We start from the raw sequence: 16,052 nt of genomic DNA, 5'->3' as shown, positions 1-16,052 counted from the left end.
TTCGCATGACTTCGAGCCGAAACCCGTCCGGACTGGTGCTGCCCGAGCAGCGCGTCGTTGCCGTCGACGACCTGTCGGTGATGTTCCGCCGCGAAGGCGCGACGTTCGATGCGGTGCGTAACGTGTCGTTTCACGTCGATCGCGGCGAGACGCTCGCGATCGTCGGCGAATCGGGCTCGGGCAAGTCGGTCACGTCGCTCGCGCTGATGCGGCTCGTCGAGCATGGCGGCGGCGAGATCACGAGCGGGCGGATCGCGTTGCGCCGCCGCGGCGGCGCGCTCGTCGATCTCGCGCAGGCGAGCCCGGCGGCGATGCGCGGCATTCGCGGTGCGGACGTCGCGATGATCTTCCAGGAGCCGATGACGTCGCTGAACCCGGTGTTTACGGTTGGTGACCAGATCAGCGAGGCGATCGCGCTGCACCAATCGAAGGGCGCGAGCGGAGCGCGCGCGGAAGCATTGCGGCTGCTCGACCTCGTGCGTATTCCGGAGGCGCGCCGCGTGTTCGCGCGCTATCCGCACCAGTTGTCCGGCGGGATGCGCCAGCGCGTGATGATCGCGATGGCGCTGTCGTGCCGGCCCGCGCTGCTGATCGCCGACGAACCGACGACCGCGCTCGACGTGACGATCCAGGCGCAGATCCTGCAACTGATTCGCGGGCTGCAGGACGAAATGAACATGGGCGTGATCTTCATCACGCACGACATGGGCGTGGTCGCCGAAGTGGCCGACCGCGTGCTCGTGATGTATCGCGGCGAGAAGGTCGAGGAAGGCGAGTCCGACCGGATCTTCGCGGCGCCCGCGCATCGCTACACGCGCGCGCTGCTCGCGGCCGTGCCGCGGCTTGGCTCGATGCGGGGCACCGACGCGCCGGAGAAATTCCCGGTGCTGAAGGTGGACGGCACGAACGCGGTCGCGCCGGCGTCCGCGGCGAACGACGCCGCTGCGCCGCCGCACGTCGATCCGGCCTCGCCGCCGATCCTGCGCGTGCGCGATCTCGTCACGCGGTTTCCTGTGAAGAGCGGCGTGTTCGGCCGCGTGTCGCAGTACGTGCATGCGGTCGAGCGCGTGAGCTTCGATCTGCGCGCGGGCGAGACGCTCGCGCTCGTGGGCGAATCGGGCTGCGGCAAGTCGACGACCGGCCGCTCGCTGCTGCGCCTCGTCGAATCGCAGAGCGGCTCGATCGAGTTCGACGGCCGCGACATCAGCAAGCTGAAGGGCGCCGATCTGCAATCGCTGCGCCGGAACATCCAGTTCATCTTCCAGGATCCGTTCGCATCGCTGAATCCGCGCCTGACCGTCGGCTTCTCGATCATGGAGCCGCTGCTGGTGCACGGCGTCGCGAGCGGCTGCGAAGCGCAGGCGCGCGTCGACTGGCTGCTGGAGAAGGTCGGCCTGCCGCCGGAGGCCGCGCGTCGCTATCCGCACGAATTCTCGGGCGGCCAGCGCCAGCGGATCGCCATTGCCCGCGCGCTCGCGCTGAATCCGAAGGTCGTGATCGCCGACGAATCGGTGTCCGCGCTCGACGTGTCGGTGCAGGCGCAGATCGTCAACCTGATGCTCGAGCTGCAGCGCGAGCTCGGCGTCGCGTATCTGTTCATCTCGCACGACATGGCCGTGGTCGAGCGCGTCAGCCATCGCGTCGCGGTGATGTATCTCGGCCAGATCGTCGAGATCGGCCCGCGCCGCGCGGTGTTCGAAGCGCCGCAGCATCCGTACACGAAGAAGCTGATGAGCGCGGTGCCGGTGGCCGACCCTGCTCGCCGGCACGCACCGCGCCAGCTCGCGGCGGACGAGATTCCGAGCCCGATCCGCGCGGTTGGCGACGAGCCGTCCGTCGCGCCGCTCGTCGCGGTCGGCCCCGGTCACTACGTCGCGACGCATCGCGTCGGCGGTGCGTATTGAGTACGGCCGGACCCGTCGTTTCGCGCGACGCTTCCGCAAGGAGCGCGCGCCATGCAGTACGTAGTCGAAATCGAAACCGAAACGCCCGCGAGGCGTCACCGATCCAACAGGAGCCCAGCAACATGAACAAGCAGCATCCGTTCCCGATGTTTCGTCCGCGCGCATGCTTCGCCGCGCTCGCCGGCGCGATCGCGCTGACGGCCTCACTGCCGGCGTTCGCGCAGCAGACCGCGGTGATGGCAGTGGATTCGACGTTCACGACGATGGACCCGTACGACGCGAACGACACGGTGTCGCAGGCCGTCGTCAAGTCGTTCTACCAGGGGCTGTTCGGCTTCGACAAGGACATGAAGCTCGTCAACGTGCTGGCGACGAGCTACGAGGCGAGCCCCGATGCGAAGACCTACACGATCAAGTTGCGCCAGGGCGTGAAATTCCACGACGGCACCGACTTCAACGCGGCGGCCGTGAAGGCCAACTTCGACCGCGTGACCGATCCGGCGAATCACCTGAAGCGCTACAACATGTTCCGCGTGATCGAGAAGACGGAAGTCGTCGATCCGTACACGGTGAAGGTCACGCTGCGCGAGCCGTTCTCGGCGTTCATCAACACGCTTGCGCATCCGTCGGCCGTGATGATCTCGCCGGCCGCGCTGAAGAAGTGGGGGCGCGACATCGCGCTGCATCCGGTCGGCACCGGGCCGTTCGAGTTCGTCGAATGGAAGCAGACCGACGACCTGAAGGTGAAGAAGTTCGCCGGCTACTGGAAGAAGGGCTATCCGAAGATCGACGCGATCGACTGGAAGCCGGTGGTCGACAACAATACGCGCGCGGCGCTGATGAAGACGGGCGAAGCCGATTTTGCGTTCCGCATCCCGTTCGAGCAGGCGGCCGACCTGAAGGGCAATCCGACGGTCGACGTCATCGAGCGACCGTCGATCGTGCAGCGCTTCGTGTCGCTGAACACGCTGCAAAAGCCGTTCGACAACCCGAAGGTGCGCCAGGCGCTGAACTATGCGGTGAACAAGGAGGCGCTCGCGAAGGTGGCGTTCTCCGGTTTCGCGGCGCCGGCCACCGGCGTGGTGCCGCAGGGCGTCGACTATGCGACCAGGCTGGGGCCGTGGCCGTACGACCCGGCGAAGGCTCGCGCGCTGCTGAAGGAGGCCGGCTATCCGAACGGCTTCGAGACGACGCTGTGGTCCGCGTATAACAACTCGACGTCGCAGAAGGCGATCCAGTTCGTGCAGCAGCAGCTCGCGCAGGTCGGCGTGAAGGTGCAGGTGCAGGCGCTGGAGGCCGGCGAGCGCGTCGCGAAGGTCGAGAGCGCGCCGGATCCGGCGAAGGCGCCGGTGCGGATGTACTACATCGGCTGGTCGTCGTCGACGGGTGAAGCGAACTGGGCGATCACGCCGCTGCTCGCCGGCGCATCGGCGCCGCCGAAGCTCGTCAATACCGCGTACTACAAGAACGACACGGTGGACGGCGATCTCGCGAAGGCGCTCGAGACTGTCGACCGCGCGAAGAAGACCGAGCTTTACGCGGACGCGCAGAAGCAGATCTGGACCGACGCGCCGTGGATCTTCCTCGTGCAGGAGAAGATCGTCTATGCGCGCAGCAAGCGCTTGCAGGGCGCGTACGTGATGCCGGACGGCTCGTTCAACTTCGACGAAATCTCGCTGAAATGACGGCGATTCGCCCGCCACGCGGTGCCGGCGGCGCACGCTGCCGGCACGCTGATTCGATCGGTGCTGCTCCATGCTGAATTTTCTCGTCAAACGCCTGTTCGGCCTGCTGCCCACGCTCGCGATCGTCGCGGTGCTGGTGTTCCTTTTCGTGCACCTGCTGCCCGGCGATCCGGCGCGGCTCGCGGCCGGCCCCGAAGCCGACGACGCGACGGTCGCGCTCGTGCGCGCCGATCTCGGGCTCGACCGGCCGCTGCCCGCGCAGTTCGCGAACTTCTTCGTGAAGATCGCGCACGGCGATTTCGGGATGTCGACGCGCAGCAAGCGGCCGGTGTCGACCGAGATCGGCGAGCGCTTCATGCCGACGCTGCTGCTCACGCTCGTCAGCATGGTGTGGGCGACGCTGTTCGGGATGGCGATCGGGATCGCGTCGGCGGTATGGCGCAACCGCTGGCCCGACCGCATCGGGATGACGATTGCGGTGTCGGGCATCTCGTTTCCCGCGTTCGCGCTCGGCATGCTGCTGATGGAAATCTTCTCGGTGAAGCTCGGCTGGCTGCCGGTCGTGCCGGACGGCACGTGGAAGAGCTACGTGCTGCCGTCCCTGACGCTCGGCGCGGCGGTCGCGGCCGTGATGGCGCGCTTCACGCGCGCGTCGTTCGTCGAGGTGCTCAACGAGGACTTCGTGCGCACCGCGCGCGCGAAGGGCGTGCACGAGCCGATGGTCGTGCTCAAGCACTGCCTGCGCAACGCGATGATCCCGGTCGTCACGATGATGGGGCTGCAGTTCGGCTTTCTGCTCGGCGGCTCGATCGTCGTCGAGGTCGTGTTCAACTGGCCGGGACTCGGGCGCCTGCTGGTCGACTCGGTGACGATGCGCGACTACCCGGTGATCCAGGCGATCGTGCTGCTGTTCTCGCTCGAGTTCATCCTGATCAACCTGACCGTCGACGTGCTGTACGCGGTCATCAACCCGACCATCCGGTTCAAGTGAGGCTCGCATGAACGCGACTGTCCAGCCCGCGGCGCCGGCCGCATCGGCCGCGATCCGCACGCCGTGGCGCGAATTCTGGCGCAAGTTCCGCAAGCAGAGCGTCGCGCTGGTCGCGGCCGGCTTCGTGCTCGCGCTCGTCGTCCTGGCGTTCGTCGGCCCGCACATCGTGCCGTTCGATCCGGAAAACTACTTCGACTACGACGCGCTGAACGCGGGGCCGTCGGCCGTGCACTGGTTCGGCGTCGACTCGCTCGGCCGCGACATCTTCAGCCGGATCATCGCCGGCACGCGCATCTCGCTCGCGGCCGGTTTCTTTTCGGTCGCGCTCGGCGCGATCATCGGCACGTTCTTCGGGCTGCTCGCCGGTTACTACGAAGGCTGGTGGGACCGCATCACGATGCGCGTGGCCGACGTGCTGTTCGCATTCCCGGGGATCCTGCTCGCGATCGGCGTGGTCGCGATCCTCGGCAACGGCATGGTCAACGTGATCTGCGCGGTCGCGATCTTCAGCATCCCGGCGTTCGCGCGGCTCGTGCGCGGCAACACGCTGATGCTCAAGCACATGACCTATGTAGAGGCCGCGCGCAGCATCGGCGCGTCCGACTGGACGATCATCATGCGGCACATCCTGCCAGGCACGGTGTCGTCGGTCGTCGTCTACTTCACGATGCGGATCGGCACGTCGATCATCACGGCCGCGAGCCTGTCGTTCCTCGGGCTCGGCGCGCAGCCGCCGATGCCGGAGTGGGGCGCGATGCTCAACGAGGCGCGCGCGGACATGGTGACCGCGCCGCACATCGCGATCTTCCCGAGCCTCGCAATCTTCCTGACCGTGCTCGCATTCAACCTGCTCGGCGACGGGTTGCGCGACGCGCTCGATCCGAAACTGGAGCGGCGCTGATGGGGGCGGTTTCGATGTGGACACGGACGTTGCCGGCCGGGCCGCGCGGCACGATCGCCGACGTGCCGGGCGTGACCGTCGGCCATGCCACGCTCGATGCGGGCGGCGTGCAGACAGGCGTCACCGTCGTGAAGCCGCATCCGGGCGACCTGTACCGCAGCAAGGTGCCGGCCGGCGCGGCCGTGATCAACGGCTTCGGCAAGAGCGTCGGGCTCGTGCAGGTCGACGAGCTCGGCACGCTCGACACGCCGATCGCGTTGACCAACACGTTCGGCGTCGGCACGATCGCGCAAGCACAGATCCGCGCGGCCATCGCCGCGAATCCGCAGATCGGCCGCGACTGGTCGACGGTCAATCCGCTCGTGTTCGAGTGCAACGACGGGTATCTGAACGACATCCAGGCGTTCGCGGTGACGGCCGCGCATTACGACGATGCGTGCCGCACGGCCGCGCGCGACTTCGCACGCGGCGCGGTGGGCGCCGGGCGCGGGATGTCGTGTTTCGACCTGAAGGGCGGGATCGGTTCGGCATCGCGCGTGGCCGTCGCGGCGGGCCGGCCGTATACGGTCGGCGCGCTCGTGCTCGCGAATTTCGGCCGGCTGCCGATGCTCACGCTCGGCGGCGTGCCGGTCGGGCGCATCGTCGCGCAACGATGGTCCGAGGCGGCCGCGCATGCGGCGCCGCCCGAGCAAGGCTCGATCATCCTGCTGCTCGCGACCGATGCGCCGCTCGATGCGCGGCAGTTGTCGCGGCTCGCACGCCGCGCGGGCGCGGGGCTGGCCCGTACCGGTTCGGTCTACGGGCACGGCAGCGGCGACATCGCGCTCGCATTCTCGACCGCGTACACCGTCGCACACGATGCATCGACCGTCGCGCTGCCCGCCCTCGTGGCCGACGCGGCGCTCGATCCGCTATTCATGGCCGCGGGCGAAAGCGTCGAGCACGCGATTGCCGACGCGCTGCTGCAGGCCGTGACCGTTGCCGGGCGCGACGCTCACGTGCGGCAATCGCTGCGCGACGCGGTGCCCGATCTCGACCGCCTGTTCAACGAAAGCAACGAAGGACGTTCGACCCAGTCATGAGGATCCTGATCTCGACCGACATCGAAGGCGTCGCCGGCGTGTTCGCCGCCGAGCAGACGCGTGCCGGCAATCCTGAATACGAACGCGCACGCCGCTGGATGACCGCCGAGGCGAACGCGGCGATCGAGGGCGCGTTCGCGGGCGGCGCGCAGGCCGTGTGGGTCAACGACTCGCACGGCGGCTTTCGCAACCTGCTGCCCGACGGGCTCGATGCCCGTGTGCGCGTCGTGCTCGGCAAGCCGCGTCCGCTCGGGATGATGGCTGGCCTCGAACAGCAGCCGGACCTCGTATTCATGATCGGCTTTCACGCGAAATCGCAGACGCGCGGCGTGCTCGCGCATACGATCAACAGTTTCGCGTTCACGCAGGTGTGGCTGAACGGCGTCGAGCTCGGCGAAGCCGGGTTGTACGGCGCGCTGGCCCGCGAATACGGCGCGCACGTCGCGCTGGCGTCGGGCGACGACGTATTCGCCGAGGAAACGCAGCCGCTGTTTCCGGACGCGCGTTTCGAGACCGTCAAGACGGCCGGCGGCGCATCGAGCGGCGACACGCTCACGCCGGCCGCGTCCTGCGCGCGCATCGCGGCCGCCGCGCACGAAACAGTCGCGCACGCGCTGTCGGCCGGCTGGCGCGCCGGCGCGCATCGGCCCGCGCCGGCCGCATGCACGCTGCGCGTGCAGACGGCCGCGCTCGCCGATCTGTTCTGCGTGTTGCCGTCGATCGAACGGACCGATGCGGTAACGTTGCGTTTCGACGGGCCTTCGGTCGAACATGTGGTGCGCACGCTGAACAGTCTGTCGGCGATGTCGTTCATGCTGCGCTGATGCGTGCCGACCGGATGCCGCGCGTGCGCGGTGCATCACATACGGCTCGCAGTCTCGACGGGGTTCGCTGCCGTGGCGAGCAGGAACGATTCCATCGCGGCGACCAGCGCGAGCGGCGTCTCGTTCATCGGATAGTGGCCGGCATTGCGGAGCACGTCGACGGTGGCGAGCGGATAGCGCTGTAGATAAGTGCGCGCCATCAGCGCCGCGTCGAACGCCGGATCGTGTTCGCCGATCAGCACCTTCACCGGATGGCGGCCCGCGATCTCGTCGCTGAAATCCGTGTCGGCCCATGCGCGGAAGTACGCGGCGAACGCGTGTGCCGACGAACACGATGCCGAATACGCGGCTTTCCACTCGACCCACGCGGCCGGCAGCCGGCCGCCGGTGCTGCGGTCGATGATGCTCCGGCGATCGGCGAGATGGTCGGCGGCGCGTTCGAATAGCGCGCGCCGCGCGGCGTCGAACGGCAGGCCGCCGCATGGCACCGGCGCGACCGGCACCAGCGCGCGCACTCGCTCGGGCGCGATGGCGGCGACTTTCTCGATCGCCATGCCGCCCATCGAGTGGCCGACGAGGCTGAACGTGGGCCAGCCGAGCGTGTTCGCGAGTGCGAGGGTGTCGGCGGCGATTTCGTCGATGGTGTAGCTGCCGTGCGCGTCGCGCATGCGGCCGTAGCCGCGGTAGTCCATGAATACATAGGTGAAGTGCTCGCGTGACAGCCACGCTTCGAGGGGCTCGAATGCGCGTGCGTCGCCGAACCAGCCGTGCAGCACGAGAACAGGGTGGGGGCCGTCTCCCACGCGATGAAACGTATTGGGCATTTCCGCTCCGATGAAGTCGCTATCCGGCCGATTCGGCCGTCGGGTCTTGCGGCCTATCCGGTCGCGCAAGCGTGGAGCGGATCGTAGATCGATCGAAGGTGACCCGCCTTCGATATCGGGTCATTCATGATGGAATTCGGGCCTTGAGAAATACGCTGCTGGATCCCTACGAACATATTCCCCGTAGCGTGGTGGTGACCGCCAACGACTACGCGGCAGGCACGACGTTTCCCGAGCACGCGCACGTGCGCGGACAGTTCGCGTTTGCGTCGCGCGGCACGATCAGCGTGTCGACGCCGCACGGCCGCTGGCTGGTGCCGCCGCAGCGCGCGTGCTGGGTGCCGGCCGGCGTGCGGCACGAGATGACGATGACGGGGCCGGTCACGATGCTGAACACGTTCGTGTCGGGCGATGCCGCGCAGGCGGTGGGGCTGCCGGAACAGTGCGGCGTGTACGGCGTGTCGCCGCTGCTGCGGCAACTGATCGACGATGCGATCGACCTGCCGGCGATGTACGACGTCGACGGCAGGGCCGGCAAGCTGATGGCGCTGCTGGTCGCGGAAATCGCGACGATGCCGCGCCTGTCGCTGCATGCGCCGCTGCCGGCCGACACGCGTCTCGCGAAGGTCTGCCGCCATCTGTTCGCGTCGCCGTCGATCGCGGCCGATCTCGACAAGGTGGCGGCAGATGCGGGCGTAAGCCGGCGCACCTTCACGCGGCTGTTTCGTGCGCAGACCGGCGTGAGTTTCGCCGCGTGGCGTCAACAGGTGTGCATGCTCGCCGCGATTGCCCGCCTGAGCGACGGGCAGCCGGTGACGCGCGTCGCATTCGATCTCGGCTATGCGAGCGCGAGCGCGTTTACGTCCGCGTTTCGGCGCATCCTGGGCGATACGCCGAGCCGGTATCTGGAGATTCGCCGGTAGTCGGAGCGGCGGCGTCGGTGCGGGTTTTCCGCGCACGAAAAAAACGCGCCTGCCGGATCCGGTCAGACGCGCTTAAAGGCACTCGGTCAGAAAAAATGCGCGATCAGCCAGCCGGCGTGTCGCGCATTGCTCGGGGAATTGTTGCCTGTTTCGATTTAATTCCATTGATACGTTGCAGATAGCCAAGCATACGCCGCGTAACGCACAAACGATATTGTGTGCGCCGCACAATTGATGTGCTGTCGCAGCATGCGTTTGAATCGGCTGTTCCGGATCGGGGTCGGAAGGCATCGGCGAAAGGCTTCGGCGGTCGCGGACGGGTGTGTCGCGATGCAGCATCGAATGATGGTGCCGTACAACGAAAAACCGCCGCGTGATGCGATGCCAGTCGGTATCGCGCCACGCGGCGGTTCGATGCAAGGCCGGCTTGCGCCGGCCTGTGCCGGTTCGTGCGTTACACGTCGAAGAACACCGTTTCCTCGGGGCCCTGCATGCGGATGTCGAAGCGGTACACGACAGGGCGGCCCGGCTGCGCATCGCGCTTGGCGACGAGCGTCGCGCGGCGCTCGGCCGGCACCTCGTTCAGCACCGGATCGGCCGCGTTCGCCGCGGCTTCGTCGTCGAAATACACGCGGGTGAACGCGTGCGTCAGGATCCCGCGCATCATCACGGTCACGTTGATGTGCGGCGCTTCGTCCGCGGCGATGCGGCCCGGCTTCACCGTCTCGACGACGAAGCGTTGCTGCGGATCGGTGCCCGTGCCGACTCGCGCGAAGCCCGAGAAGCCGGACTTCGCGATGTCGTCGCGCGATGCCGGGTAGCGGCCCGCGCTGTCCACCTGCGTGAATTCGAGCACGGCGTCGCCGACGATGTTGCCGTCGCCGTCGAACACCTGGCCGATCAGCAGCACGTGCTCGCCTTCGGCGTGCGATGCGGCGATCGTCGGCGTGAACAGGCTCTTCAGGTCGTAATCGTATTGCTGCGGGCACAGGCCGTATGCGAAGTACGGGCCGACTGTCTGCGAAGGGGTTTGCTTCAGCGTCGTCATGGTTCAGCGCTCCATCGGGGTGGCGTCACGGCCGCGCAGCACGATGTCGAATTCGTAGCCGAGCGCATAGCCTTCTTCGGTGATGTCCATCGAGAAGCGCGAGATCAGGCGATCGCGCGCGGCCTCGGGCGTGCCCTGGAAGATCGGGTCGTACGCGAGCAGCGGGTCGCCGGGGAAGTACATCTGCGTGACGAGGCGCGAGCCGAAGTAGTCGCCGAACAGCGAGAAGTGGATGTGATTCGGGCGCCACGCGTTCGGATGGTTACCCCACGGATACGCGCCGGGCTTGATCGTCAGGAAGCGGTAGCGGCCTTCGTCGTCGGTCAGGCAGCGGCCTGCGCCGAGGAAGTTCGGGTCGAGCGGGGCGTCGTGCTGGTCGACCTTGTGCACGTAGCGGCCGGCTGCGTTGGCCTGCCACACCTCGACGAGCGTGTTGCGTACCGGCTTGCCGCCTTCGTCGAGCACGCGGCCCGTGACGACGATGCGCTCGCCGAGCGGCTCGCCGTTCTTCACGGCGTTCTTCGTCAGGTCGTGGTCGAGCGCGCCGAGATCTTCCGCACCGTAGACGGGTGCGTACTGGTCGCGCAGCTTTTCCTTCAGCGGGATCATCGGGCGCGTCGGGCCGCGCTTCACCGACGAACGGTACTCGGGGTGGACATACGCGGGATGCGACGGCCAGTCGCGCGGGGTGAGGATCGTGGGGGAATCCATCGGGCGTCTCCTGATAGGTATTTCGCGAAGTGGATGGCAGAACTTTAGCCAATCCGGAAAGTTATGCAAAATGACCTTTTTTCGCGAATCGCATAACCTTTCGTTATGTTTGGCGGCGCCAATGAAAATCCGCCGGACAGGAAGTCTGTCCGGCGGAAAAGCGATCGGGCTTCGCGTCGTCGGTGACGACCCCGTGCACGGCCCTCCAGCCAGCCCGTCACTGTTTTTTTGATATGTCGTTGTTGTTGTTATCCGGTCTCCCCGAGCGTGCCCGCGTTGCGCCGTTACCGGCAGCCGGGGTCGAACACGATCCCGTCGAATTCGAGTGCCAGCGTGCCGCTGCGCAGCAGCGTGGCTGGCGTCGCGGCCTGTTCGGCGCCGAGCACGTCGGCTACGTAGTTCGCGCAGAACCGGCGTTGCGACAGCAGGGTGAAGCGGTTGCGAAGCAGTGCGTCGATTCGCTGTTCGGCCGTCGTGTGCACGTCGCGCTGTGCTTCGACGGTCGGTGCCGCGATCCGGCGTGCCAGTGCGATGCGTGCGCCGTCGGCGCGGGCGACGAAGCGCGACAGCAGCGTGAGCTTCGTCCGAGCAAACGCGGGCTCGGCGATCAGCGGCTCGTCGCCCGACGTATCGACGACGATCCCGAACCGGTTGGCCCATGCGCCTGCGCTGCCTGTCGCATCCCGGGACGAGCCAGCCACGCGGATGAACACGAGATCGCCGACGTGTGCGCCGGCGGCCAGCGTGCGTACCGTGGCGAGCGGCAGCATGCGATCGGTGTCGCGGGCATCGCGCGAGGCGGTGTGATGCGGGTCGAAGTCGGCGGTTTCGGTTCGGGTGCTCATTGCGGCTCCGTCGGTGAGTGACAGGACGGAGCGGATTATGCAGACAAGTACCGAAAAATGCTTTTATGGATACGTGAGTAGCCTAATATCCAACCTTGAGCATCATTTTTCGATACTGATATGACCGAAACTGCCCAACTCATCGAAACGCTGAAGCGCCAGTTGAAGGCGCAGGGCATGACCTATCGCGACGTTGCGCGTGCGCTGAACGTGTCCGAGACGAGCGTGAAGCGGTTGTTCGCGAGCGGCCGCTTCACGCTGGAGCGCGTCGCGGAGATCGCGCAACTGCTCGGCTATACGCTCGCCGAGCTCGTGCAGGAGGCGTCCGCGTCCGCGCCGCGGCTGCGGGTGCTGACCGAGCAGCAGGAGGCGCTGCTCGTGTCGGACGAGAAGCTGCTGCTCGTCGCCGTCTGCGCGATCAATTACTGGACGGTACAGGACATCGTGTCGGTCTATTGCGTGACGCAGGCCGAATGCGTGAAATACCTGCTGATGCTCGACCGGATGAATGTGATCGCGCTGCTGCCGGGCGACCGGATTCGCGTGCGCGTCGCGCGCGATTTCGACTGGCTGCCGGGCGGCCCGATTCGCCGGTACTTCCATGCGCACGTGCTCGACGATTTCCTCGGCAGCCGCTTCGACGGCCCGGGCGAGACGATGACGTTCTCGCAGGGGATGCTGACCGAAGCGGCTGCCGCGGAACTGGAGCAGGAACTGCGGCGGTTGAGCAGCAAGGCGGCGGCGCTGCACGCGGAGTCGTCATCCGCGCCGCTCGGACAAAAGCACGGGACGGCCTTGCTGATCGCGAAGCGGGTCTGGGAGCCGACCGGCTTCCGCGCGTTGCGGCGTCCTGCGTGACGTATCGCCGAATGCTTGGGACTATCCGGAAAGTTATGCAAAATGGCATTTCATCGACATCCACATAACCGCGCGTTATGAATAACCGTATCGCCGACGGCCGCGTCAAATTCCGGCATCTGCAGTGCTTTCTCGCGGTCGCGCAACTGGGCGGCGTGCAGAAGGCGGCCGAGAGCCTGTCGATCACGCAGCCGGCCGTGTCGAAGACGATCGCCGAACTCGAGTCGATCCTCGGCGTGAAGCTGTTCGAGCGCGGGCGGCACGGCGCGCAGCCGACCCGCGAAGCGCAACTGTTCATGCCGCATGCGAACGCGTGCGTGCTGGCGCTGCGGCAGGGCGTCGGGTTGCTGTCGCGCGAGGGCGGGGCCGCCGCGGCGACGCTGGAAATCGGCATGCTGCCGACGGTTGCCGCGTCGCTTGCGCCCGCATTGATGAAGGCGCTGACCGCACGCTGGCCGCGCGTCGTCGTGCGGATCGCGACGGCCGCGAATGCCGAGTTGCTGGAGCGCCTGAAGGCGGGCGCGCTCGAATGCGCGATCGGGCGTTTGTCGGAACCCGAGCGGATGATCGGGCTCGCGTTCGAGCAGCTGTACAACGAGCCGCTCGTCGCGGTTGTGCGCGCCGGACATCCGCTGCTGGCCAGCGCCGCGCCGGCCGCCGAACTCGCGCGCTATCCGGTCGTGCTGCCGCCGTTCGGTACGTTGATCCGGCAGTCGGCGGAACAACTGCTGGGCGCATGCGGCGCGCCGCCGCTGGATTCGTTCATCGAGGTGCTGTCGGTGTCGGTCGCACGGGCGCTCGCGCTCGAGAACGATGCGGTCTGGTTCGTGCCGCTCTATGCGGCGGAATACGACCTGACGGCCGGTGCGCTCGCGCGTCTGGCGTTGCCGGCCGCGGGTACCGACGAACCGGTCGGTCTCGTGCTGCGCACCGATGCGCAGCCGTCGCCGGTCGCACGGACGCTGATCGACGCCGTGCGTGAAATCGCGCAGGCGCGGTTCGGCGATGCGCGCACCCCACACACGGCGCGCGGTGCGCGCAAGCCGGCTCGCCGCGCGCGGTGATACGCGGTGACGCCTGGCGCTAGGCCGACCCGCCACGCGTCGGCCTGCAGCATTCCCCTCATTGCCTTTCACTGGCCATTCGGTCAGTAGCGAGCTGCGTCGTGCTTGGCATATCGTATCTTGTTTGGTACGCTTTCTGGCAAGACGATGACGAGACAGCAGATTCAGGTCACGCTCGGCGTGCGCTTCTTTCGCACGGCGAGCGGCAACGAGCCGGTGCGTGAATGGCTCAAGCGGCTCGGGCACATCGAGCGAAGGTTGATCGGCGAAGAGATCAAGACCGTTCAACTGGGCTGGCCGCTCGGCATGCCGCTGGTGCGGAAGATGTCGAAGGATCTGTGTGAGATCCGCGTGATGTTGCCGCGACGAAGCGCGCGCGTGCTGTTCACGGTCGTCGGCGACACGATGGTCCTGCTGCACGCGTTCTTCAAGCAGTCGCAGGCGACACCATGCGACGATCTCGACGTGACCGTCGCACGGCTGAAAGCGCTGACGCGCGCCATCTGAATTCACGGCTTGTGCCGGCGCGTACCGTCGCCAGCGCCGGCCGGCAACGCGATGCATTGGAGTACCTTATGACGACCACGAACAATCCGCATATCGGCAGCGATTTCGATACCTTCCTCGACGAGGACGGCCATCTCGAAGCCGCCACCGCCACCGCGATCAAGCGCGTGATCGCATGGCAGATCGCGCAGGAAATGAAGGCGCAGCACATCACGAAAACGGCGATGGCCGCGCGGATGAAAACCAGCCGCGCCGCGCTTAACCGGCTGCTCGACGAAACCGATACGAGTCTGACGCTCGCGACGCTCGCGAGCGCGGCCACCGCACTCGGCAAGCGGCTCAGCTTCGAGCTGGTGCCGGCGTGACGCACGTCACGCGCACGACGAACCGCTGCGCAGCCGGCGGGCGATGAACGCGCGAGCGCTAGAGCGGCGCGTCGCAGCGATCGCACGCACGATCGCCGGCGCACCGGTGCACCAGCGCCGTCAATTGCGCCGGCCGGCCATCCGCAGATAAAGCAGCGCACCGCCAGCGAGCAGCAGCGGGCACAGCAAATACCACCCCGTCGTCAGGAACAGCCCGGCCACGGCGACCAGCGAAACCCACGCGCAGCGATATGCAATGCTGCCGCGCGGCAACAACTTCAGCGCGGCGGCCGCACCGAGCCCGTACACCATTACGAAGCAACCGGACGTGACCAGCACGAGCGGTTTCGGCCCGACGTCCGAGATCGTCGTCGCGGCCAGTGCGACGGCCGCGAGCAGCGCGATCACGCCGAGGCTGCGACGCGGCACGCCGCCGATCTGGCTGCCTTGCGCGAGCCACCCGGGCAGCGCGCCGTCGCGGCCGAGCGCCGCACCGAGCTTGGCCGCGCCCGCGAAATACGCATTCATCGTGCCGAGCGTGAGCAGCAGCGCGGCCGCGGCCGCCAGCACCTGCGCGTGACCGCCGATGCCGCGCGCGATCAGTTCCGCGAGCGGCGCACCCGATGCGCCGGCCGATGGCCCGAGCACCGCGACACTCGCGGCGGCGACCGACAGATACAGCAGGCCGACGACCACGACCGCGATGCCGGCCGAGCGCGGCATGTCGTGCGCGGGCCGGCGAAACTCCGCGGCGAGGTGCGTGATCGCTTCCCAGCCCGCGAAGCTCCACACGAGCAACGCGGCGGCCTGGCCGACCGCGAGCCAGCCGTGCGGCGCGAACGGATGCAGGTTCGCCGCACGCGCATGTGGCGCGGACGCCAGCACGGCGGCGAGCAGCAGCGTGACGAGCAGCGCCGACAACACGAGCTGCATGCGGCCCGATACGGTGACGCCGAACGCATTGGCGGCCGAAACCGTTGCGATCAGCGCGGCGGCCGTGACGATGACCGTCGTATGGCCGCCTCCCGTGACGGCCGCGACGTAGGCGCCGCCGAACATCGCGGCGGCCGGCGCGCCGGCCGGCACCGCGAAATAGAAGCACCAGCCGACGATCGCCGCGGCCTTCGGTCCGAATGCGCGTCGTGCATAGGTCGATACGCCGCCGGCGTCGGGGTAGCGCGCGCCGAGTGCGGCGAAGGTAGCCGCGAGCGGCCCCGACAGCACGACGAGCGCGGCCCACGCGAGCAGCGAAGCCGGGCCCGCCACTTCGGCGGCGAGCGCGGGCAGTGCAATGACGCCGGTGCCGAGCACCGCGCCGATATACAACGCAGCGCCCTGGAAAATGGTGAGCGAGCCCGCGTGATGAGCGGCGGGCGAATCGGCATGCGAAGGCATGAAGGGACGTCTCCGGAAGGCGTGTGTCGGGCATGGATGCCCGTACGTCGAATCGTTCGATGCTATCCGAACGCGCACGACGCTGCAGCCCGGCGTTCAGTAGTCCACGACGTGTCGCCTGTCAG

The 16,052-nt window shown here is 67.5% G+C and carries 16 protein-coding genes; 11 read left to right on the top strand and 5 right to left on the bottom strand.

Annotated elements, in window-relative coordinates:
- The first annotated feature begins 5 nt into the window (after positions 1-5).
- From DIE13_RS05450 to DIE13_RS05425, 6 genes are all read left to right on the top strand, one after another.
- Positions 6-1,904, top strand: a complete 1,899-nt coding sequence (locus DIE13_RS05450; protein WP_124826186.1) for a dipeptide ABC transporter ATP-binding protein — start codon at positions 6-8, stop codon at positions 1,902-1,904.
- Positions 1,905-2,026: 122 nt separating this feature from the next.
- Positions 2,027-3,589 (top strand): glutathione ABC transporter substrate-binding protein GsiB, encoded by a 1,563-nt coding sequence (gsiB, locus tag DIE13_RS05445; RefSeq protein ID WP_124826185.1) that lies wholly within the window; start codon positions 2,027-2,029, stop codon positions 3,587-3,589.
- A 70-nt stretch (positions 3,590-3,659) separates the two neighbouring features.
- Positions 3,660-4,580: a glutathione ABC transporter permease GsiC gene (gsiC, locus tag DIE13_RS05440; RefSeq protein ID WP_124826184.1), complete on the top strand. Its 921-nt coding sequence runs from the start codon at positions 3,660-3,662 to the stop codon at positions 4,578-4,580.
- Positions 4,581-4,587: 7 nt separating this feature from the next.
- Positions 4,588-5,481 carry a glutathione ABC transporter permease GsiD gene (gene gsiD / locus DIE13_RS05435; protein ID WP_124826183.1) on the top strand — a complete coding sequence of 298 codons (894 nt, stop codon included), beginning with the start codon at positions 4,588-4,590 and terminating at the stop codon, positions 5,479-5,481.
- The gene (locus tag DIE13_RS05430; RefSeq protein WP_124826182.1) at positions 5,481-6,563 is read left to right on the top strand and encodes a P1 family peptidase; all 1,083 of its coding nucleotides are present in this window, start codon (positions 5,481-5,483) and stop codon (positions 6,561-6,563) included. The genes gsiD and DIE13_RS05430 overlap by 1 nt, the downstream gene beginning before the upstream one ends.
- Complete coding sequence (locus DIE13_RS05425; RefSeq protein ID WP_124826181.1) at positions 6,560-7,387, top strand: M55 family metallopeptidase; 828 nt, start codon at positions 6,560-6,562, stop codon at positions 7,385-7,387. The genes DIE13_RS05430 and DIE13_RS05425 overlap by 4 nt, the downstream gene beginning before the upstream one ends.
- Before the next feature lie 35 nt (positions 7,388-7,422).
- On the opposite strand, the gene DIE13_RS05420 is transcribed toward DIE13_RS05425, so the two are convergent.
- Positions 7,423-8,211 (bottom strand): alpha/beta fold hydrolase, encoded by a 789-nt coding sequence (locus DIE13_RS05420; protein WP_124826180.1) that lies wholly within the window; start codon positions 8,209-8,211, stop codon positions 7,423-7,425.
- A gap of 143 nt (positions 8,212-8,354) precedes the next feature.
- Between DIE13_RS05420 and DIE13_RS05415 the strand changes: the two genes are divergently transcribed.
- Positions 8,355-9,134, top strand: a complete 780-nt coding sequence (locus DIE13_RS05415; protein ID WP_124826179.1) for an AraC family transcriptional regulator — start codon at positions 8,355-8,357, stop codon at positions 9,132-9,134.
- A gap of 454 nt (positions 9,135-9,588) precedes the next feature.
- On the opposite strand, the gene pcaG is transcribed toward DIE13_RS05415, so the two are convergent.
- The 3 genes from pcaG to DIE13_RS05400 all read right to left on the bottom strand — a co-directional run bounded on the left by pcaG (position 9,589) and on the right by DIE13_RS05400 (position 11,738).
- Positions 9,589-10,182, bottom strand: a complete 594-nt coding sequence (gene pcaG, locus DIE13_RS05410; protein WP_124826178.1) for a protocatechuate 3,4-dioxygenase subunit alpha — start codon at positions 10,180-10,182, stop codon at positions 9,589-9,591.
- 3 nt (positions 10,183-10,185) lie between these two features.
- Entirely contained in the window at positions 10,186-10,893 is a 708-nt protein-coding gene (gene pcaH, locus DIE13_RS05405) for a protocatechuate 3,4-dioxygenase subunit beta (RefSeq protein ID WP_124826177.1), read from the bottom strand.
- 284 nt (positions 10,894-11,177) lie between these two features.
- Positions 11,178-11,738 (bottom strand): YiiX/YebB-like N1pC/P60 family cysteine hydrolase, encoded by a 561-nt coding sequence (locus tag DIE13_RS05400; RefSeq protein WP_124826176.1) that lies wholly within the window; start codon positions 11,736-11,738, stop codon positions 11,178-11,180.
- 120 nt (positions 11,739-11,858) lie between these two features.
- On the opposite strand from DIE13_RS05400, the gene DIE13_RS05395 reads away from it, so the two are divergent.
- The 4 genes from DIE13_RS05395 to DIE13_RS05380 all read left to right on the top strand — a co-directional run bounded on the left by DIE13_RS05395 (position 11,859) and on the right by DIE13_RS05380 (position 14,532).
- Complete coding sequence (locus DIE13_RS05395) at positions 11,859-12,596, top strand: helix-turn-helix domain-containing protein (RefSeq protein WP_124826175.1); 738 nt, start codon at positions 11,859-11,861, stop codon at positions 12,594-12,596.
- Positions 12,597-12,673: 77 nt separating this feature from the next.
- The gene (pcaQ, locus tag DIE13_RS05390; protein ID WP_124826174.1) at positions 12,674-13,660 is read left to right on the top strand and encodes a pca operon transcription factor PcaQ; all 987 of its coding nucleotides are present in this window, start codon (positions 12,674-12,676) and stop codon (positions 13,658-13,660) included.
- A gap of 147 nt (positions 13,661-13,807) precedes the next feature.
- Positions 13,808-14,167 (top strand): type II toxin-antitoxin system RelE/ParE family toxin, encoded by a 360-nt coding sequence (locus DIE13_RS05385; RefSeq protein WP_124826173.1) that lies wholly within the window; start codon positions 13,808-13,810, stop codon positions 14,165-14,167.
- Positions 14,168-14,235: 68 nt separating this feature from the next.
- Positions 14,236-14,532, top strand: coding sequence for an XRE family transcriptional regulator (locus DIE13_RS05380; protein WP_124826172.1), 297 nt, complete (start codon positions 14,236-14,238; stop codon positions 14,530-14,532).
- 120 nt (positions 14,533-14,652) lie between these two features.
- On the opposite strand, the gene DIE13_RS05375 is transcribed toward DIE13_RS05380, so the two are convergent.
- Positions 14,653-15,927: an APC family permease gene (locus tag DIE13_RS05375; protein WP_124826171.1), complete on the bottom strand. Its 1,275-nt coding sequence runs from the start codon at positions 15,925-15,927 to the stop codon at positions 14,653-14,655.
- Positions 15,928-16,052: the final 125 nt, after the last annotated feature.

The sequence above is a fragment of the Burkholderia sp. Bp9016 genome (assembly GCF_003857765.1).
In the GTDB taxonomy this organism is placed as follows: Bacteria; Pseudomonadota; Gammaproteobacteria; order Burkholderiales; family Burkholderiaceae; genus Burkholderia.
Note: the sequence above shows the minus strand (reverse complement) of the source record. Positions and strands in the feature narration are given on the sequence as shown.